The 19595-nt window shown below is 55.4% G+C and carries 19 protein-coding genes; 15 read left to right on the top strand and 4 right to left on the bottom strand.

The window, feature by feature from the left end:
• Positions 1-28: 28 nt before the first annotated feature.
• On the bottom strand, positions 29-478 hold the full coding sequence (locus MCM46_13980) for a DUF421 domain-containing protein (GenBank protein MCG3112922.1): 450 nt from the start codon (positions 476-478) through the stop codon (positions 29-31).
• Between the two features lie 37 nt (positions 479-515).
• Complete coding sequence (locus MCM46_13985; GenBank protein MCG3112923.1) at positions 516-1028, bottom strand: hypothetical protein; 513 nt, start codon at positions 1026-1028, stop codon at positions 516-518.
• A 565-nt stretch (positions 1029-1593) separates the two neighbouring features.
• Here MCM46_13985 and MCM46_13990 point away from each other — a divergent pair.
• The 11 genes from MCM46_13990 to MCM46_14040 all read left to right on the top strand — a co-directional run bounded on the left by MCM46_13990 (position 1594) and on the right by MCM46_14040 (position 12154).
• Positions 1594-1971: a response regulator gene (locus tag MCM46_13990; protein MCG3112924.1), complete on the top strand. Its 378-nt coding sequence runs from the start codon at positions 1594-1596 to the stop codon at positions 1969-1971.
• 133 nt (positions 1972-2104) lie between these two features.
• Positions 2105-3508 (top strand): UDP-N-acetylmuramate:L-alanyl-gamma-D-glutamyl-meso-diaminopimelate ligase, encoded by a 1404-nt coding sequence (gene mpl / locus MCM46_13995; protein MCG3112925.1) that lies wholly within the window; start codon positions 2105-2107, stop codon positions 3506-3508.
• 99 nt (positions 3509-3607) lie between these two features.
• Complete coding sequence (locus tag MCM46_14000; GenBank protein MCG3112926.1) at positions 3608-4729, top strand: beta-lactamase family protein; 1122 nt, start codon at positions 3608-3610, stop codon at positions 4727-4729.
• Positions 4722-5636, top strand: a complete 915-nt coding sequence (locus tag MCM46_14005; GenBank protein MCG3112927.1) for an LD-carboxypeptidase — start codon at positions 4722-4724, stop codon at positions 5634-5636. Before MCM46_14000 ends, MCM46_14005 begins: the two co-directional genes overlap by 8 nt.
• A gap of 1017 nt (positions 5637-6653) precedes the next feature.
• Positions 6654-6815 carry a hypothetical protein gene (locus MCM46_14010; protein ID MCG3112928.1) on the top strand — a complete coding sequence of 54 codons (162 nt, stop codon included), beginning with the start codon at positions 6654-6656 and terminating at the stop codon, positions 6813-6815.
• Entirely contained in the window at positions 6812-7219 is a 408-nt protein-coding gene (locus tag MCM46_14015) for a BON domain-containing protein (protein MCG3112929.1), read from the top strand. Before MCM46_14010 ends, MCM46_14015 begins: the two co-directional genes overlap by 4 nt.
• Before the next feature lie 73 nt (positions 7220-7292).
• The gene (locus MCM46_14020; GenBank protein MCG3112930.1) at positions 7293-7823 is read left to right on the top strand and encodes a BON domain-containing protein; all 531 of its coding nucleotides are present in this window, start codon (positions 7293-7295) and stop codon (positions 7821-7823) included.
• A 20-nt stretch (positions 7824-7843) separates the two neighbouring features.
• Complete coding sequence (locus MCM46_14025; GenBank protein MCG3112931.1) at positions 7844-9292, top strand: PEGA domain-containing protein; 1449 nt, start codon at positions 7844-7846, stop codon at positions 9290-9292.
• Entirely contained in the window at positions 9292-11034 is a 1743-nt protein-coding gene (locus MCM46_14030; GenBank protein MCG3112932.1) for a hypothetical protein, read from the top strand. Before MCM46_14025 ends, MCM46_14030 begins: the two co-directional genes overlap by 1 nt.
• Positions 11031-11567: a hypothetical protein gene (locus tag MCM46_14035; GenBank protein MCG3112933.1), complete on the top strand. Its 537-nt coding sequence runs from the start codon at positions 11031-11033 to the stop codon at positions 11565-11567. Before MCM46_14030 ends, MCM46_14035 begins: the two co-directional genes overlap by 4 nt.
• A complete protein-coding gene (locus MCM46_14040) occupies positions 11555-12154 on the top strand; it encodes a hypothetical protein (GenBank protein ID MCG3112934.1) in 600 nt (199 codons plus the stop codon). The genes MCM46_14035 and MCM46_14040 overlap by 13 nt, the downstream gene beginning before the upstream one ends.
• 39 nt (positions 12155-12193) lie before the next feature.
• On the opposite strand, the gene MCM46_14045 is transcribed toward MCM46_14040, so the two are convergent.
• Positions 12194-13375: a tetratricopeptide repeat protein gene (locus MCM46_14045; protein MCG3112935.1), complete on the bottom strand. Its 1182-nt coding sequence runs from the start codon at positions 13373-13375 to the stop codon at positions 12194-12196.
• 124 nt (positions 13376-13499) lie between these two features.
• A complete protein-coding gene (locus MCM46_14050) occupies positions 13500-13781 on the bottom strand; it encodes a hypothetical protein (protein MCG3112936.1) in 282 nt (93 codons plus the stop codon).
• 355 nt (positions 13782-14136) lie between these two features.
• Between MCM46_14050 and MCM46_14055 the strand changes: the two genes are divergently transcribed.
• The 4 genes from MCM46_14055 (at position 14137) to MCM46_14070 (ending at position 19583) form a co-directional block, all read left to right on the top strand.
• A complete protein-coding gene (locus tag MCM46_14055; protein MCG3112937.1) occupies positions 14137-15492 on the top strand; it encodes a DUF512 domain-containing protein in 1356 nt (451 codons plus the stop codon).
• A 55-nt stretch (positions 15493-15547) separates the two neighbouring features.
• On the top strand, positions 15548-16435 hold the full coding sequence (locus tag MCM46_14060) for a shikimate dehydrogenase (GenBank protein MCG3112938.1): 888 nt from the start codon (positions 15548-15550) through the stop codon (positions 16433-16435).
• Between the two features lie 216 nt (positions 16436-16651).
• Positions 16652-18451, top strand: a complete 1800-nt coding sequence (gene pilB / locus MCM46_14065; protein ID MCG3112939.1) for a type IV-A pilus assembly ATPase PilB — start codon at positions 16652-16654, stop codon at positions 18449-18451.
• 13 nt (positions 18452-18464) lie between these two features.
• Positions 18465-19583, top strand: coding sequence for a type IV pilus twitching motility protein PilT (locus tag MCM46_14070; GenBank protein ID MCG3112940.1), 1119 nt, complete (start codon positions 18465-18467; stop codon positions 19581-19583).
• Positions 19584-19595 lie beyond the last annotated feature (12 nt).

The raw sequence follows: 19595 nt of genomic DNA on the forward strand, positions 1-19595 counted from the left end.
CGCTTCACTCGCGTCAGCATTGATCCGCTTATGCCGCCCGCTTCGGAATGATCGAAATCCCGCCGCTCCGCTCCAGAACGGCATATTTGATCTGGTCCATCCTCTCCAGCCCGAGCCGCTCCCGGGCCGCCGTCAGAATATCCGATTCATCGACCCGTGCTTTGTCCATCCGATCGTGAAGCGGGCGGCCGTTTTCCACAATGACGAGGGGAACGCCGTCGAGCCACTTTTCCGCCTGCGGCGACCGCTGCTTGATCAACGACATCAGGATGTCGGCTCCGAGGAGCGTGATAATCAGCAGAAAGGCGTTGGTGATGGAGTAGTCCTGGCCAAGCAGGGCCTGTTGGGTCGCTTCTGCAATAATCAGAATGAGGATAAAATCAAAGGTGGTGACCTCCGCAACGGAACGCTTCCCGGCAATCCGGAAGACGATCAAGAGAAATATGTAAACGGCGAGACCGCGTAGAACGGCGTCCATAAAAGACCTCCTTGGGTTCATAAAAGAGAGAGCACACTCATGGATAAATCCACTGGCGGAAAGTCAGCTCCTCTTCCGTGTTGAGACCGACCCGGCCTGAAAGCAGGCCGAACCGCTCGGTCTCCAGGTGAAATGTAATCTCCTTGGGAGGCCCCGATTTCTCGACCCGAAAAAGGTAGGTGAGATGGTCCGGACCCCCTTCGACCTCGTCCGGCTCCGGGGTGATTCGCCTAATCTGCACCCCCTTTAGATAATCGTGGTTGATCCAGACACGGACCGCCCCCTCTTTTTCAACGCCGGGCTCCAGATGGATGTGGAGGGTTGCCGGGGATTGAAATCTCTCAAAACGGTTATACTCCAACCGGAGAGGCCCCCCTTGCCGGCCTTGGCTGGCGCTGCTGAGCGGCCCCGGACCGAATAGCCCGAGAAAGGCTCCCATCACCGCGAGCCCCATAAGAATCCAGCCGAACCGTTGGATCTTCCAGGAGCGTTCTTGAAAAGGGAGATCTTCATAGACCTCTAAACTTCCGACCTGCTTCATCGTTGCCATCGTTGCATCCTCATCTTTTCCAATCATCTCATCAAAAGCAAAAAGCAAAACTTATGCCGGTAGCTGGACCAGAGGCAGCCGCTATGGAATGGCATTGATGAGCTTGGGTTACAACTGATCCTGAACCGGGACAGACCTTGAGCGGGCAAGGGCGCGCGACTCCTTCCTTGTATTTCCTGGAAAGGTAGTGATACAATGAAACGCTGTCTGCGTCATCATCCATTTCTTCTTCGATTCTGTTCTTGTTTTTATTCGATTCAGCGCGTCCCAACACCCCTGGGGTCCAGCGCGATCCCTCCTACGGGCCCGACGAGAAGATTCGTCATTGATGTCTACTTGAAGATAGGTGAATGGATTTGCATGTTTCAACGGGATGGACTTCCGATCGCTCGGATTGATAAAGTGCGCGGTGATAGAGACGGCTTGCATTGAAGGCGTTGAGTGGACTCTGTGAAGAGGAGTCTGCATGAACACCACAATCGGCTATACTATAGGAAAGTGTCGTTCCACACGCGAGGGGGAGGTTCCAGCTTTCCTCTTTGTCGTAACCAGGAGGTGAAGATCCGTGCAAAAAAAGATTTTAGTCGTCGACGATAACCAAGATACGGTCCAGATCTTAACGGCCGTACTCAAACGAGGGGGATATATTGTCGTGGCGGCGAGAGACGGGGTCGAGGCGGTTGAGAAGGTTCAACAGGAAAGACCGGCGCTGGTCCTTTCGGATCTCATGATGCCGAAGCTGGACGGCTTTGGGGTTATGGAGGCGATGCGGGCCGATCCGGGGATGAACCAGATTCCGGTGCTGATTATCTCCGCCAAGGTCGATCCGGTCTCCAAGGCGCGGGGGATGGAGTTGGGTGCCAAGGATTATATCGTAAAGCCGATCAACCCCGGCGAAGTTCTCCAGAAGGTACGGCACCATCTTCAAGAAGGTCTCAACTAGAAACAGGTCACAATCCACCTTTCTTCAATCCCTTCCATTTCTTTGAGATCCTCTCTATTTCTTCGTTTACCCGCTTGATAAAAGTGAAATAGCCTGGTACACTCCCTTCATTCCGAAGGAATGAGGGACCTCTTTGCCGGAATCAAAACGGATTCATATCATCGCCGTCTGCGGGACGGGGATGGCCGCCCTCGCCGGACTCCTCAAAAAGGGGGGGCACGCCGTCACCGGCTCCGACACACAGATCTACCCCCCCATGAGCACCCTTCTTGAAGAAGCGGGAATTCCTTGCAAGATCGGATATGACCCGTCTCACATCGAACCGAACACCGACCTGGTGATCATCGGAAATGCCGTCGGCAAAACCAATCCGGAGGTGGTCGCCACCCTAGAGCGGGGATTGCCCTATTTCTCCATGCCGGCGGCGCTGGGGGAGTTTTTCCTCAAGGGAAAAACGTCGCTGGTGGTGGCCGGGACACACGGAAAGACGACCACCTCTTCTCTTCTCGCCTGGGTCTTGACCTCGGCAGGGCTCGATCCGGGAATGATGATCGGCGGCTGGGTGAAGAACTTCAACAGCAACCACCGCTCGGGCAAAGGGAATTACTTCGTCGTTGAAGGAGACGAATACGACACCGCCTTCTTCGACAAAGGACCCAAGTTCCTTCATTATCAGCCCCATCACGCCATCCTGACCAGTATCGAGTTCGACCACGGCGATATCTATGCCGATCTGGCGGCGATTAAACAATCCTTCCGAAAGTTCGTGGCGCTTCTCCCCGCGGAGGGATTGCTGGTGACGGCCGCGGGAGATCCCGCGATCGGGGAGGTCATCAAAGGGGCCGGCTGCCGGATCGAGACCTACGGGATCGATGAAGAGGCCGATTGGCAGGCGGAGCAGATCCATATGACCGGGGAGCTCCTTTCATTCGACGTTTTCCGCCGCCGAAAAAAAATGGGGACGATTCGAAACCCCTTGGCCGGCCGGCATAACCTGAAAAATACATTGGCAGTGATCGCGTTGGCGCACGAGGTCGGCGTTCCTTGGGAAAAAATCGCGGAAGGGGTGCTGCGATTCGAGGGGATCAAGCGGCGCCAGGAGATCGTGGGGGAGGTTCGCGATATATTGATCATCGATGACTTCGCCCATCATCCGACCGCCATCTCCGAGACCCTTATGGCCCTCCGGCTCCGGTATCCGACCCGGCGGCTCTGGGCCGTCTTCGAGCCGCGCTCCGCCACCAGCCGGCGGAATGTCTTTCAGAAGGAGTTTGTCGCCGCCCTTGCCCCGGCCGACCGGATTATCTTGGCCGACATCTTCGCCCCGGAGAAGATTCCGGCGGAGGATCGGCTCAATCCCGAAAAGATCATCTCCGATCTGGTCGCGCTTGGAAAGAACGCCCGGTTTTTATCGACCGCCGACCGGATCGTCTCCGAAATGGTGAAGGAACTGGTGCCGGGAGATGTCGTCTGCGTGATGTCGAGCGGCGGTTTCGGCGGGATTCACCAAAAATTGATTTCGAAATTGGCGATGTAGGGGCGAATCTCGCTTGCACTGTAGCACCGTGTATTCGCCCTAGCCCGACAATAATGAAAATGATGGGCGATCACGAGGATCGCCCCTACCGTTAGGAATGTGTCCAGTCGAATCTCCCAAAAAATGCAGGAGGGGGTCGCCGCCGGGGTCTTCCCGGGGGGGGTCCTATTGGTCTCCTCCCAAGGGGAGGTCCGTTTTCATCAGGCGTTCGGATCGGCCTCGCTGATTCCCAATCAGGTCCCGATGACCTGCGATACTCTTTTTGATCTCGCCTCCCTGACGAAGCCGCTCGCCACCGCCGCCGCGATCCTCATTTTAATTCAGAATGACCTTCTTGCCCTCACCGATCCGCTCTCGAAGTTTTTTCCCGAGTTTACTTTCGGAGCGAAGCGGGAGATCACCCTCTATCATCTCTTGAACCACAGCGCCGGTCTTCCCGATTGGAAGCCCTATTATCAGGAGATTGCAGAACAGGAGGAAAAAGATCCCGGTTTTCTCGGCTCCTCTGCGGCCAAGCAGAAAATCTGCCAACGGGTGAAAGAGGAGCCGCTGATCGCCTATCCGGGGGCGAAAAGCCTTTATAGCGATCTCGGTTTTATTCTCCTCGGAGAGGTGGTGGAAGCGGTGGCGACGGAGCCGCTTCACCGCTTTTGTTATCGGAACCTCTTTTCAAAACACGATTGCAAGGAGACTTTCTTTATCCGGCTCGGACGGCGGCCGCAGGCCTATCGGGGGCGCCTTTTTGCGGCGACCGAGGAGTGTCCCTGGCGGGGCAAGGTGATCCGGGGGTGGGTTCACGACGATAATGCTTATGCGATGGGAGGGGTAGCCGGCCATGCCGGTTTATTCTCGACGGCGTGGGAGGTCTACCGTCTGGTCCGGCTTTGGTTCGATTCGATCGCAGGAACGGGGCCGCTCAATTCAACGCTGGCGACCCTCTTTACCACCTGCCAGAAGGGAAATGACATTCCGGTCGGCTCCTCCTGGGGGTTGGGGTGGGATACCCCCTCACATCCTCATTCCTCTTCAGGCCGGTTTTTTTCTCCAATGAGCTTCGGCCATCTTGGCTTTACCGGAACATCGATTTGGGTCGACCGGAAGAGAGATCTGATTGTAATCTTGTTGACCAATCGGGTCCATCCGAGCCGGGACAATTCGGAGATCCGTCTCTTCCGCCCCGAGCTCCACGATCTGATTTTTGAGGAGGTGGTCGGTGTCTAACCAGCGCCGGCAGTCGATCATCAAGCCGAAACGGCTCTCCCCCGGGGAGACGATCGGAGTTGTGGCGCCGGCCGGACGGGTGGAGCCGGCCGATCTTCACCGCGGTGTGCTCCGGCTCGAACAGCTTGGGTTCAAGGTCATCGTCGGGCGGCACGTTGAGAAGAGCCACCGCTACCTCGCCGGGAAAGACCCCGACCGGGCGGCCGACCTCCGGTCGATGTTCGAGAACCGTGATGTCCGCGCCGTCCTCTGCGCGCGGGGGGGCTCCGGAACCGCCCGGCTTCTTCGTTTCCTCGATCGGAACCGCCTTGAACCGAAGATTTTCCTCGGCTGCAGCGATGTCACGACCCTGCTCCTCTATTTCTCCCGCATCTTGGGTTGGGTGACCTTCCATGGCCCGATGGTCGCAACGCAGTTTGGGAAAGGACCGAATCAGGCGATGGACGAAAACTTCATGAAGGTCCTCGGCGGCCAGGCGGTGGAAATGTCGTTCCCCGGCGTCCGGACATTGCGGCCCGGTCAAGCGGAGGGGATCTTGACCGGCGGCTGTCTTACCCTGATCTGCACAACCATCGGGACCCCCTATGAGATCGAGACCAAAGATAAGATCCTCTTTATTGAAGACATCGATGAGGCCCCCTATCGAATCGATCGGATGCTCTCTTATCTGAAAGGGTTGGGCAAATTCGACCATGTGCGGGGGGTTGTCTTTGGTCAGATGCCCCGTTGCCAGCCGGAGCTCCTTCCCGAGATCATTATGGAAATTTTTGATGAACTCCCCGTCCCGGTTCTCTTTGGTTTCCCTTCCGGCCATGGGGATTCGCTCGCCACCCTTCCCTTCGGCCTTCCTGTGCGGATCGATGGAATCACCGGCACCATAGGAATGGTGGAGCCGGCTGTCCTTTGATGATCTCCAGGTGTGAAAGATTTACATATCTTCATTAAGCCCTCGCATCGTTTGTATATAACTTACCCAAGGCAATCCTCTCTATCTACTTTGATTTCCAATTAATTTTGTCTTTCTTTCCTTCGCCGCATTCCGTTGCAACGGGTTGATCCCACTTCCTAAAAAGTGCATGTTTTTTCATCGATCATCCGAAGAGGCCCCTTCTAACCGATGAATTCGAAAGCGTTCTACTGGCATGGGACTTGCTTTTTTCCTAATACAGAGTCGGCGAAGAGGAACTGTTCCTCTCATCTCAGAAACGAACTTTATATGGAGTAGAGGTCGATTATGAATTGCCCAAGATGCTCAGGATCGATGGTCCACGAGAACTTCTACGGTCTGGAAGATGAATATGCATGGTTTTATCCGGGCTGGAGATGTGTTTACTGCGGTGAGATCGTGGACAAAGTGATCCTATCTAACCGCAAGGTCGTCAGCCGTCCTCATCGACGGGCTGCCTAGTCGTTCATTGAGCGAGCGGAGAGGAGAGAATGGACGCTCCTGTCAACGAAAGCGCCATGATCCGCCATCCTCAATCGACGCCGATTCCCTGGGTCTTCAAGCTGATCTTGGGAAGCGGGGAGAGGGCTCTCGATCCATTATGAGGGCCAAGGGGATGATCTTCCCCCTTATCCATAAAGCAGGCAAAAAAATGATTTCGCGACGAAGGAGAAGCGTCCGGATCGCGAAGTGGAACGGAACAACGGGTCATTTCTTGTAGATACTATCAAGTGAAACGCGGTCGTCGGCTGACCAATACACGATTGGTCCAGAGAACGCACACAAAAACGTATCGACGGAATGTATCGCGGTGTTCAAAAACTTCTCCAAAAGGTATCAGCGTGCCATCGGCCCATCGTATCGTAGCCGCCTCTCAACAAAAACGAATCATCGCGATGACAGACCGGATCAATCGATTTCTCTTGTTGAGAGTGTAAGGAGGCTTCGAATGAAAGGGTTTGGTTGAAGACAGAGAACGTGACTTTTAGTGTCGAGTATCACGCGACCTTCTGGGACTTCAGGGAGAATATCGACAATGTCGCCGTACGCGCCGCCCTCCCCGATCTTGAGACGAACAACTACACGGTGCGCGGCGCGCTTACGTTCCTGTTCCACCAATCACAAGGAGAAACACCATGAAAGAGACACTCAGCAAGCTGTTGATTTTTATTCTGCTTATTGGAGCGACAACCGGTTGTGCCAGCTGGCGGGACCACGATACGGAAAGCGCGCCGACCGATCGCGGCGCGGGGACTACGACCCAAACCGATGATGCGGCGTTGACCGCAAAGGTGAAGGCGAAGCTCCTCTCCGATGATGTTCTGAACGGGATGAATATCGACGTCGATACCCAAAATGGGGTTGTCTTCCTGAACGGGGTGGTTGATAGTCAGGACCAGAAGCGGAAGGCGATCGAGTTGGCCCAGAACACGGAAGGGGTCCGGGAGGTCGAAGACAATCTGAAGGTCGGTCGTTTCGAGGGCTCTTCTTCAGAAGAGTCTGGTACCACGTTGCCTGTGAATCTACTGGAAGATCTAGGATAGTCCTTTGACGCGGGGGCGGTCGTTTCGGCCGCCCCCGCGTTTTGATCCACATTTCCAATCTGGAGAAAAAAAGATGCGGATGATTCATTATGCCTTATTGATGGCGCTCTGCATCGGAATGATCGGGTGTGCCTCCCATCTAAAGAAGGGGACGGAAGAACGGGTAGACGACACCGCCATCACCTCCCGGATCCGGGCGAAGTTGGCCAATGACGCAACCCTCCATCTCTTCCGGATCCATGTCGACAGCCGCCAAGGGGTCGTCACCCTTTCCGGTATGCTCCCGTCGGAAGACCGGAAACGCCGGGCGGCGGAGATTGCGGCGGGGGTGACCGGCGTTCGGCAGGTTGAGAATCTCCTGCGGGTGGGGGAGACGAAGCGGGGAGATCGATTTGAGGATGCGGTGATCGCCTCCACGATCACATCGCGATTGATTCAAAATCCAATGACCCACGCGCTTGCCATCGACGTTGAGGCGGAAAAAGGGAAGGTGATCTTGTCCGGTCGCGTTCAGAGTGAACGGGAAAAGAAAGAAGCGGAACGGATTGCCCGGAATACAAGCGGGGTTCTTTCGGTTGAAAATCAGTTAGAGATCCTCGAATAGGAAAAATTTCGGATGCTCTCATGAAACCGCGCTATCGAAGGGTTTTCTTTCTAGGGGCGCTCTTCTTATTTACGATCGTGGCCCCCGTGCTGATTCTCGGCGCGAGCGGATACCGGTATGATTTTCAGGGGCAGGCGCTGGTTCCGACGGGAACCCTTGTTTTGAAATCGTATCCGGAGGGGGCGAAAATACGCATCAACCAACGGGAAGGGACCGATCGGACGCCGGCTGAGATTCAGGGCCTGCTTCCCTCATGGTATGTCTTGGAGGTGAATTCGGAAGATTTCCGTCCCTGGCGAAAAGAGGTGGAGATTCAGGCGAATCGAATTACCGTCGAGGATCAGATTTTATTGATTCCGAAACGGATCGCCTTTTCCTCCGTGTCGGCGAAAGAAATTCGGACCTTCGCCGTCTCGCCGGACGGTCGGAAGCTGATCTATGTCCACCGAAAAAGTGCGGAGGAGGCGGAGTCCCTCTGGCTCTTCGATTTGGACAGAGGAGAGGAGCGACTCCTTTTCCCGGATACCGATCAAACAGGGTCGCTCTCTGCCGAAGATTCCATCGATCGCCTCCTTTGGCTGGCGGACGGCCGGGGGGTGGCCTTTTCCGTTTCGGGCTCTCGATCGAAACGATATTTTATCCTGGCCGTCAGGGAGGGTGAAGAACGGGAGAGGCCGTTTGAATGGACCCCGCCCGAACGAGGAGAGGTTGATCATTGGAAATGGACCCAAAGCGGACTTCATCTCTTCTTCATGCAAGGGAAATCGCTCTATCGGGCCGATTATGAAACAAGATCGATCGCTCAGGCGACCCCCGACCGTGTCCAAGGATATGCCCTTCTTGAAAATTACCTCTACTTTGTGACGGCCTCCCCGCCAGTTCTTTTCAGGCAAGATCTTGTGACTGGCGAGCGGACCCCGCTGGCGGAGCTTCCGATCGAACCGGTCGAAAGAAATAATCCCGAGCGCCTCGTCGTCTCGCCCCAAGGAAAAATCGCTTTGATCGATCGCCACCATATTCTCTGGCTCATCGACGACGTTCCCTCCGCGGTCCCTCTGCCGGTCGCGTCCGGGGTTCAAACGGTCCTCTTCAATGGAGACGGGAAACGCCTTCTCTATCAGACAAAACAGGGGATCTTTATTTATCACCTTGAGGAGGGAAAGACCTTGGGGGGGCGGGAAGCCGGTTCTTTTGAAACGGCCGTCCGGCGGAAAGGAACGGTCATTGCGCCGGTCTGGTATAGCGATCAATTCCACATTCTCTACGGTGTCGGGGATACCGTTTATATTACGGAGATCGGCGGACAAGCTCCTCCCAATACCTATCCGCTTTTCCGCATTCCCGGCGAAGCCCCCCAATTTGTTTATCACGATAACGATCAGGTCACCTTTCTCTTTCGAAAACGGCTTTACCAGGCGGATCTCTCCTTTGGAAGGCCCCGCTCGACGCTCCTGGGGAGCCGTCTCTAATGGGTGTTTTTCTTCCTTCTCCCCGCACGTCCCATCGAAGGGATGCGCTCCTGCAGCGCGCCTTTGAGATCGTTCCCGGCCTTCTTCTCTGGTCGACTTTTCTCGGCCTTTTTATTTTCTCCTTCTTTCAACCGGTCGCCGTCGCGATCTTCATCATCGCTTATGATCTTTATTGGCTGATCCGTGTGACCTATTTTTCCATCTTCATGCTCCTCGCTTACCGGCGGGTGCGGATGGAGTGGGGAACCGATTGGCGGAGGCGATGTGAAAAAGCGTCCGGGGAGATTCCGGCCTATCGCCGGGAGATCGAGGAGGAGATGGCGCGTGCTGAAAGTGAAGGGGCTCCAAAACGGAGGCTTCAGAGCCTGCGTCTTCATCTGCAGGAAATCGAGCGGATCGAAGCGGAGAAGGTCGATGTCTGGGATTGGACGACGATCCGTCATCTAGTGATCTTCCCGACTTATCAGGAAGGGCTCGAAATCCTTCGCTCGTCATTGAAGGCCCTCTTGCAGGCCGACTATCCGAATGAGCGGATGATCGTGGTGCTCGCCTTCGAGGAGCGGGAGGGGATTCCCGCCTACCGGAAGGCGAAGGCCCTTCGGCAGGAGTTTGGATCTTCCTTCGGCGCCTTCTTAACGACCTTTCATCCCGATGGAATTCCGGGGGAGGCGCGCGTCAAAGGGGCGAACATGGCCTGGGCGGCCCGCCAGGCCAAGCAATACCTTGATCAAGAGAAAATGGCTTATGACCGGGTGATCCTTTCCGCCTTTGACGCCGATACCTGTGTCGACCGGCAGTACTTCGGATGCCTTACTTACAACTACATCATCCAGCCGAAGCGGACACGGAGAAGCTACCAGCCTCTCCCGATGTACCATAACAACATCTGGGATGCGCCGTCGTTCGCGCGGGTGGTCGCCAACAGCACCACTTTTTGGCATATGGTGCAGAGCATCCGGCCCGATCTTCTCATCACCTTCTCCAGCCATGCGATGTCGTTTCAGGCGCTGGTGGAGGTCGGATATTGGCCGGTCGATGTCATCTCGGACGACTCGGTCATCTTCTACTCCTGCTACTTATATTATGGGGGGGAGTATGAGACGATCCCGCTCTATGTTCCCGTTTCGATGGATGCGAACCTGGCGGAGAGTTATTGGCGTACGCTGATTAACCAATATAAACAGATGCGGCGGTGGGCCTGGGGGATCGAGAAGTTCCCCTTGATGATGCGCGGGTTTCTGATCGATCGGGCCATTCCGCTTCGAAAGAAAATCAAACATGTCTTCCGAATGCTCGAGGGGAATTACAGTTGGGCGAGCGCCCCTTTTGTCATTCCGGTTTTCGGTAGCCTTCCCCTGCTGGTCGGCGGGAGAGAATTTTATCAGACGGTTCTCGCTTACAATTTTAACGCGACCACCCGGTCGATCTTATCGATGGCGCTGGTCGGCGTGCTCCTCTCGGTTTTTCTCTGCCATGCGCTTCTTCCCCCCCGCCCTGCGCGATACGGACGGTGGCGAACCGCTTCGATGACATTGCAATGGGCATTGGTTCCCTTCTCTTATATTTTCCTGGTCGGACTGCCCGCGGTCGATGCGCAGACCCGGCTGATGCTGGGGCGTTATCTTACCTTTTGGGTGACCGATAAGAAAAGGAAGGAAGGGGACGTCGCGTCCGGGAGTCCGGAACTCGGCCCCGTCGCAGGATTGGCGGAAGTTCCGGAGAAGCGGGAGGGGGTCGGATGAGGCGCTTTATCTTGCCGATGTCGGGAATGATTCTTTTTTATCTCCTCTTCGAGAAATACGGCCAGCCGCTCTGGGTCAGCCACTGGCGCCTCTATCTTTTCCTGGAAGCGACCACCCATCTCTTTCTCGCCTTTTTTGTCTTGATTGTCCTCGAGGGGTTCTCCCCGATGATTTTCATTCGGGTCTTCACGACACTGATTCCCGACATCGACCATGTCATCTGGGCGCAATACCGGAGTTTCTTCCACACGCCGATCTTTATCCTGTCTCCCCTTCTCTTCCGCCGATATGGGGAGAAGGAGGCGCGCCTTCTCACCTTCATGTTCGCAACCCATTATCTCTTCGATACCCGCTCACAAATGGCCTGGTGGCTCAACTACGGCGTCTGGCTCCTCCCCCCGAAGGGGCTGCCGGTCCTCGTTCCCTGGATGCCGCTGGTCCTGCTGGTTGCGCTCGGCCTGCTCGCCGGCCTGGTGGGTCATTCCGGCCAGATCAAGGCCTACTTGACGGGGGAACGGATGTGGGTCTCTTAATCGGCTTGATCGGTTTCGTCCTCATTTCGATCTCCAACTTCGGGTTTGCTCAAGACGCCCCGCCGCGGGAGCCGCAATCGGCCGATGTCTTTCCCCGGATCCCTTCTCCTCGCTTTCTGGAATCGGGAGAGCGGCGGGTCATCGATATCGTCATTTCCAATCCGGGAGAAGAGATCAATTTTTACACCCTCAGCATCGAGCGAAAACCGGAAGGGTGGATCGCCCGGGTTGATCCGCGCAATGTTGATTTAGCCCCGCATGAGGAGATGCCGATCCGTGTCACGCTCATCCCAAAACGGGGCCCTCCCACTTTTACCGAGCAGATGACCCAATACGATATTGTCATCAAGGCGGAAGATAAGGAGGCGAAACCCTTTATCGGAACCTTGCCGATCTACTTGAAACCGGGTTATCAGGACCTTCTGACCTTCTTCGGAACCCCGACGCTAATCGGCTTTGCCGCCATCGGGATAGGAGAATGGCTCCGCCGTCATGACCACTTCAGGGTCGGGGGGCTTTTTGTGATGGGGGGAGGGATCTTGGCGGTGGTCTCGGTGACGGCGGTTCTGGGAATTCTGGTTTTGTAGAGAGAATCGGAAGGAAGAGTTTACGCGGGATTTGGGGATTTAGTTCTGCATCTGGTCGCGCAGGGTCTGAATCCGTTGGTCAACGATATGGATCTGCTGGGAGGCCCCCCCCTTCTGGAAGAGCTCTTTTGATTTCTCGAGATGTTCGATCGCTTGGGGGAGATTCCCGAAGCTCTGGTGAATCGTTCCGATGGTCCCTTCGACATTGGCCATTCCGGGGAGATCATTCATCTCCTCCCGGATCTTCAGCGCCTTTTCCGCCGACCCGATCGCTTTCTCCAACTCCCCCTGATCCTGATGGATCAGCGCCAGATTGATATGAGAGTTCGCCTGGGAGGAAAGGTCGTTTCCGGCTTGATGGATGGCGAGAGCGTCGGATTGGAACGAGAGCGCCTTCGCGAAATCTTTTCGGTCTTTATAGATGAAGCTGAGGCTGGTGAGGGAGACCGCCTCTCCGATCGGGTTTCCCAGCTCCCGATAAAGCTTGAGCGCCTTTTGTTGATAATCGAGGGCCGTTTCGTAGGACCGATCGAGGTAGTGGAGATTGCCGATCGACGCAAGCTGGCGCGCCATCAGCCGCCGGTCGGAGATCGACTCGGCGATCTTCAACGCTTCCATGTGCGCTTCCGATCCCTTCGCGGTGTCTCCCGCTTGATAATAAAGGGTTCCCAAAAGGGCGAGGTCGGCTCCTTCGGCCTGCCGGTCGCCGGTCTGGCGGTCGATCGCCAGCGCCCGCTCGGTCCAGGTGATTCCCTCTTTCCAAACCCGCTTCGTAGAGAAGAGAAGACCGAAGTTCGCCAACGCGGCGGCCTGTTCCTGAGGGGTCTCGGCCTGGCGATAAGCCTGCTGATACGCCGCCGCGGCTTCCTCATGTTTTCCGAGGAAGGCCAGTGCGTTGCCGTGCAGGAGATGGAGGGGGGCATTTTTCCGATCGTCCGAGAGGCTGACAATTTGATCCGAGACGGCTTGGAACTGATCATCGTCGTAAAGGGCCAGAAGCGAGGGGAGGGGCGAAGCAGGGTCGTTCAGGTTCCGTTCGGAGAGGCGAAACTGTCGCTTCGACTCTTCCAGCTTGGTCTTTTTCAGCATGTCAGGGTTGATTTCTCTCGGCTCGGTCTGCCGGGCCGACGAGGGGAGGGTAATCCGATGGCCGACCCCCCACACGACAAGGGCGGCCATGAGGGCAAACAGGAACGTTTTTTTGTATGAACGTGACTTCATCGCTTTTTCAAAATCGGCGACATCCTAACACAACCGGTTTCGAGAGTCAAAACAGGGGAGGAGGTAGGCAGTGGGCGGAAAAAAGATGAAAAGAAATTTCCTTGGGCTGTGTTGAACCAGGGTGTTACGACGCTTTGTAATAAACCCAGGGCTCTCTCTCGGCGAGGTAGCGATCTTCTCTGAAGTTGACCCGCGTCCTCAACTCTGTGAATCCTTTTTTTTGAAGTTTCTTGGTGAGATCGCTTAAAACTTCTTCGACCGTCGGATATTCACTTGTCTGGACCGTCAACCCTTCGTAGCTGCAGTGGCCGGTGTAGCCGTTCTCGCCGACGTTGACCCGAACGTTGCGGCTGAACATCCTTCCGGTCGGATCGAACCCTTCAATATGATGGATCTCAAAGACCATTTGAAAATTTCTCCCAAATTTTTCTATGGACGAAGGCGAGCCGATTATAACGAATTGAATCTCGTCGAGCAAGGTTTTTTTATCAACGTTTATTTTTTATTTTGGAGATGAGATCGGCCGGATGTCGGAAACAATAACGATTCATTTCCCGTGCCGCGGGTTGCCTCCAATTTAGGCAAACTGCTCTCTCGCCTAGAGGGATCGGCCTTTTGTCGTGATGAAGAGGCGCTTATCCACAATCTTTCCACCCGAAGTGTTGAAAACTCCCCATTTGACTTCGGCGCGCCCCACCTCTATAATCGACGTTTCACTGGAGGTTGTTTTCCTCCGAAAGTAACCTGAGAGAAGGTGGTTTGTGGAACAAAAGGGAGTTCGTCTTTCAAAAAGTGCGGGATTGACGATCGAGAAGGTCGAGCCCGGCAGCATTGCGGAAGCGGTCGGGGTCGAGGCCGGCGATCGATTGATCAGCATGAACGGCAGAGAGATGAAAGATGTCCTCGATTACCGTTTTGTCGAAGGAGACGAAGAACTCCTCCTGGAGCTGGCGAAGCCGAACGGCGAAGTGTGGGAGGTCGAGGTCGAAAAAGATCTCGATGAAGCGCTCGGAATCGACTTCCCGGAGATGAAGATCCGAAGTTGTCCGAACAAATGTTTCTTCTGTTTTGTCGATCAAATGCCGGAAGGACAGCGGGACACCCTCTATATCCGCGATGAAGATTACCGGTTCTCTTTCCTCTTCGGCAACTACATCACCCTGACGAATTTGACTCGAAAAGACAAAGAGCGGATCTTCGAGCAGAAGATGAGCCCCCTTTATATTTCGGTCCATACCACCGACCTGGAGCTGCGCCGCTTTATGCTGGTCAATCCGCGCGCGCGCGATATCCTGGCCGAAATACGCGAGATGACCGAACATGGAATTGTCCTGCACACGCAGATCGTTCTCTGCCCGGGCATTAACGACGGCGACTATCTGGTTAAAAGTATCGAGGACCTGGTGAAGTTCTACCCCTCGGTCGGATCGCTGGCAATCGTCCCGATCGGCCTGACCCGGCATCGGCAGGGACTTCAAGAGCTTCGGGAGGTGAGCGTCGAGGGGGCGCGCGAGATGATCGAGTGGATCAAGCCGTGGCAGAGGCGGTTCCGAAAGGAGATTGGCTACCCGTTCGTCTTCCTGGCCGATGAATGGTATACCAAGGCGGGCCTTCCGTTCCCTCCCTTGGAAGAATATGCCGACCTTCCCCAACAAGGAAACGGCGTCGGAATTGTCCCCCTTTTCCTGAACGACTTCGAAGGGATGCTTCCTTTTTTACCGAAAAAGATCTCCGAGCCGGCCCAAATTCTCATGGCGACGGGGACCTCCTTTTCTCCTTTTTTAACGTCATGCCTGAAACGGGTTCGAATCCGCGGCGCGGAGATGGAGGTGGTGACCGTCGTCAACGATTTCTTCGGCGATTCGGTGACGGTGGCCGGTCTCATGTCGGGCAGGGATATCGTCAAGGCGGTCCGACAGCGGATTTCGGATCGATTCGGAACCCGGATCCTTCTTCTTCCGTCGGTGGCCCTCAATGAGGATCGAAACCTCTTTCTCGATGGGATGACCCTGCAGGACCTTGAGAAGGAATTGGATCTCTCCGTTCAGGTTGTCTCCGCCGATGCCGAAGGGCTGATGGGGTTTCTCCAAAATATTCCGGTTTCCCAGTACCGATAACGGTTTTCGAGAAAACAGCCCTCCAATCCTAGCGAGGGGAGCGGCACCGGACCGAATGAGTGACTTGAAACCAATCACCGGCCAGACGAAAATCTTTGGAATCTTCGGGCACCCGGTCGCCCACACCCTTTCCCCACTGATGCACAACGCGGCTTTCGACGCCCTCGGTCTTCCCTATCGCTATCTTCCCTTCGAGGTCCGTCCCGACCGGTTGGAAGGGGCGGTCAAGGGGATCCTCCCGCTGGGGATTCTAGGAGTGAATGTCACCCTTCCCCATAAGGAGACGATCCTCCCTTTTCTCGACGAGATCGATGAAGAGGCCGGGAAAGTCGGCGCGGTCAACACGATCGAAGTCGCCTCGGACCGTCTGATCGGCCGCAATACCGACGGGCGTGGTTTTCTGGAATCGCTTCGAGAGAGGAATGTCGATCTCTCCGGAAAAAGGGTGATTCTTCTGGGGGCGGGGGGGGCCGCGAAGGGGGTTGCGGTGGCGCTGGCGCAACAGCCGATCGCGGAGATGGTCATCGCGGCGCGGACGGCGTCGCGCGGGAAAACGCTGACCGATCGAGTCACCGCCGTCGCGCCCCGTTTAAAGACATCCATCATCGGGGTCGATTTCGGTCCCGGTTTTCCGGCCGATTCGGAGCGGCCGACCCTCTTGGTGAATACCACCCCCCTTGGAATGAAGCAAGGAGATCCCTCCCCCTTTCCCCCACATCTGCTCGATCCCCGATGGTCGGTCGCCGACCTGATCTACCGTCCTGAAGAGACCCCACTCCTCGCCGCGGCGAAAGAGGCGGGCGCGACGGTCATTCCGGGTCTCGGGATGCTCCTCCATCAAGGGGCCCTCGCCTTTGAAATCTGGACGAAGCAGAAAGCGCCCCTTTCCAAGATGAGGCAAGCCCTTCAAGAGGCGCTTTCTCGCGGTCCTCTTCAACATTGATTTTCGAAAAAAAGAGAGAATAAAGCCGATCCCAGAACGGTAGGCGCCATTTTTTGTCTCATCCCCCGTTTCGTTGACAGAAATTGTAACTTGGGATAGACTTTCCTCAGCATTTTTGTGGTTTTCATGTCGGAAGCGTGGTCCGCCGAACGGCTCTTGTCATTCCTCGTTCGGCCGGACCGATCCCAGGTTATCTGTTCATATCGAGGGGTTCCTTTGGTTTCAGAAAAACTTGGAAAGCTCATCGTGAATGCGCAGTTGATTAACGATGAGCAGCTCCAAAAAGCCTTGCTGGTCCAAAAGAAAGAGGGGGGGCGGCTCGGGAGCATTCTGGTTCGCTTAGGATTTATCGATGAGGCCAAACTGTTGAAATTCTTAAGCCAACAGTATGGTGTTCCGGCGGCGGACCTTACAAAAATAGAGATCGATCCTACGGTGGTCAAATTGGTTCCGGCCGAGGTGGTGAAGAAATATCTGGTTGTTCCCATCAAACGGATGGGGGCCACGCTGAGTCTCGCGATGGTCGATCCCTCCGATGTCTTCGCGATTGATGATATCAAGTTCATGACCGGTTATAACGTCGAGCCGATCATCGCCGCGGAGTCTTCCGTGGTCGAATTAATCAATAAGTATTATGGCAAGGGGGCTTTGGCCGTCGTCGAAAAAACGATGACAATCGAAGCCAAAGACTATACCCTCGCGGAAGAAGATACACAAAATCCCTTCCAAGGCCAGGATGATGACAACGCCATGGTCTCGGTCGATGACTTCGATACCGTGGTGGGAGATGCCCTGGAGAACATCGATGTCGTCGAGGAGCAGCAGGATGACGGGGGGATCAAAGATGTCGATGCTCCTATTGTCAAACTGGTCAACGGCGTCTTGGTCAATGCGATCAAAGTAGGCGCCAGCGATATTCATGTGGAGCCTTTTGAAACCGTTTTTCGGGTCCGGTTCCGGATCGACGGTTCGATGAAGACGATCATGAATCTTCCGATCAAGATCAAAAATGCCGTCGTCTCCCGTCTGAAGATCATGTCGAAGCTCGATATCGCGGAGCGCCGTCTTCCCCAGGACGGACGGATAAAGCTGAAGCTCGGAAAGAAGAAAGAGGTCGATTTCCGTGTCTCCACCCTTCCCTGCCTCTTCGGGGAGAAGGTGGTGATGCGTATCCTCGATAAGGGAAACCTTTCCCTCGATTTGACCAAACTCGGTTTCGAGGTGGGCGCGCTGAAAGACTTTACGGAGGCGATCAACGCTCCGTATGGAATGGTGTTGGTGACCGGGCCGACCGGAAGCGGAAAGACGACCACCCTCTATTCCGCCCTGAGCACCATCAATACTACCGAAATCAATATCATGACGGCGGAAGATCCGGTGGAGTATAACCTGATGGGGATCAATCAGGTTCAGATGAAAGATGAAATCGGTCTGAATTTCGCAGCGGCCCTCCGATCGTTTCTCCGGCAAGACCCCGATGTCGTCATGGTCGGAGAGATCCGGGATTATGAGACGGCCGAGATCGGCGTCAAAGCGGCCCTCACCGGCCATCTCGTCTTATCGACCCTGCACACCAATGATGCCCCCGGTACGGTCAATCGTCTCCTCAATATGGGGATTGAGCCCTTTCTTGTTGCCTCTTCCGTTGTTCTTATCCTTGCGCAGCGGCTCGCCAGGAGAATTTGCGCCAAATGCAAGGAGCCCGATCCGCTCCCTCCCGACGCCCTTCTAAAGGCCGGGTTCAAACAGGAGGATCTGAAAGGATTGGTCGTCTATAAGGGGAAAGGTTGTGATGTTTGCAACAAAACCGGGTATAAAGGGCGGGTGGCGCTCTATGAAGTGATGCCGGTGAAAGAGGAAATGAGAGAATTGATCCTCCAAGGGGCTTCCGCGGATGAGCTCAAAAAAAAGGCGATCGCTCTTGGGATGAAAACCCTTCGGATGAGCGGCTTATCGAAGGTCAAAGAAGGAATGACCACGATCGAAGAGGTATTGGACAGCACGTTTGCGGATTAAGTAAGGAGCACGCATGGCCAATTTGCATCAATTACTTCAGATCATGATTGAAAAGGGGGCGTCGGATTTACATCTGACCACCGGCTCCGCCCCCCAGATTCGGGTCAACGGACATCTGATGCCGCTCGATCTCCCGCAGTTGACCCCGGCCGATACGAAGCAGCTGGTTTACAGTGTTCTGACCGATGCGCAAAAACATCGATTTGAAGAGGAAAACGAGCTCGACTTTTCGTTTGGATTGAAGGGCTTCAGCCGCTTCCGCGGCAATATTTTCATGCAGCGGGGCGCGGTCGGCGCGGCCATTCGGACCATCCCCTTCAAAATTAAAACCTTTGAAGAGTTAGGGCTTCCTCACGTCGTCCAGGAGTTGGTCAAGAAACCGCGAGGATTGGTCCTGGTGACCGGGCCGACCGGGAGCGGAAAATCGACCACGCTGGCCTCGATGGTCGATCGGATCAACTCGGAGCGCCACGATCATATCCTGACCATCGAAGACCCGATCGAGTTTCTTCATCCCCATAAAAAATCGGTGGTGAACCAGCGGGAGGTGACGACCGATACAAAGAGCTTCAAGGCTGCATTGAAATATATTCTTCGCCAGGATCCCGACGTCGTGTTGATCGGGGAGATGCGCGATTTGGAGACGATCGAGGCGGCACTCACCATCTCGGAAACAGGCCATCTGACCTTCGGGACTCTCCACACGAATTCCTGCGCGCAAACGGTCAATCGGATCATCGATGTTTTCCCCCCCCACCAGCAGCCTCAGGTCCGGGCGCAGCTTTCGTTTGTGTTGGAGGGGATTATCTCGCAGCAGCTGATCGCGAAGTCGAACGGCCAGGGGAGGGCGATGGCGATGGAAGTCCTGATCCCGACGCCGGCGATCCGGAACCTCATCCGCGAGGACAAAGTCCATCAGATTTACTCTTCCATGCAGACCGGTCAAGGGAAACATGGAATGCAGACGATGAACCAGTCGCTGTATGAGTTATACACAAAACGGATCATCTCTTATGAAGACGCGCTGGCAAGATCGAGCAATGTCGAGGAGCTGATCAACATGGTCAATCGCGGCGGAGGGGCGGGTCCGGGTTCGGCCTCTCGCGATCCGGGGAAGATGGTTCGGAACTAAAGATGGCACCCA

This window comes from Candidatus Manganitrophus morganii, from assembly GCA_021651055.1.
GTDB lineage: Bacteria > Nitrospirota > Nitrospiria > SBBL01 > Manganitrophaceae > Manganitrophus > Manganitrophus morganii.

What these genes read in the sequence shown, in the direction of transcription:
- MCM46_13980 (MCG3112922.1), bottom strand. Translation starts at nt 478, where the DNA reads ATGGACGCCGTTCTACGCGGTCTCGCCGTTTACATATTTCTCTTGATC.
- MCM46_13985 (MCG3112923.1), bottom strand. Translation starts at nt 1,028, where the DNA reads ATGGCAACGATGAAGCAGGTCGGAAGTTTAGAGGTCTATGAAGATCTC.
- MCM46_14015 (MCG3112929.1), top strand. Translation starts at nt 6,812, where the DNA reads ATGAAAGAGACACTCAGCAAGCTGTTGATTTTTATTCTGCTTATTGGA.
- MCM46_14020 (MCG3112930.1), top strand. Translation starts at nt 7,293, where the DNA reads ATGCGGATGATTCATTATGCCTTATTGATGGCGCTCTGCATCGGAATG.
- MCM46_14025 (MCG3112931.1), top strand. Translation starts at nt 7,844, where the DNA reads ATGAAACCGCGCTATCGAAGGGTTTTCTTTCTAGGGGCGCTCTTCTTA.
- MCM46_14030 (MCG3112932.1), top strand. Translation starts at nt 9,292, where the DNA reads ATGGGTGTTTTTCTTCCTTCTCCCCGCACGTCCCATCGAAGGGATGCG.
- MCM46_14035 (MCG3112933.1), top strand. Translation starts at nt 11,031, where the DNA reads ATGAGGCGCTTTATCTTGCCGATGTCGGGAATGATTCTTTTTTATCTC.
- MCM46_14045 (MCG3112935.1), bottom strand. Translation starts at nt 13,375, where the DNA reads ATGAAGTCACGTTCATACAAAAAAACGTTCCTGTTTGCCCTCATGGCC.
- MCM46_14050 (MCG3112936.1), bottom strand. Translation starts at nt 13,781, where the DNA reads ATGGTCTTTGAGATCCATCATATTGAAGGGTTCGATCCGACCGGAAGG.
- MCM46_14060 (MCG3112938.1), top strand. Translation starts at nt 15,548, where the DNA reads ATGAGTGACTTGAAACCAATCACCGGCCAGACGAAAATCTTTGGAATC.
- MCM46_14070 (MCG3112940.1), top strand. Translation starts at nt 18,465, where the DNA reads ATGGCCAATTTGCATCAATTACTTCAGATCATGATTGAAAAGGGGGCG.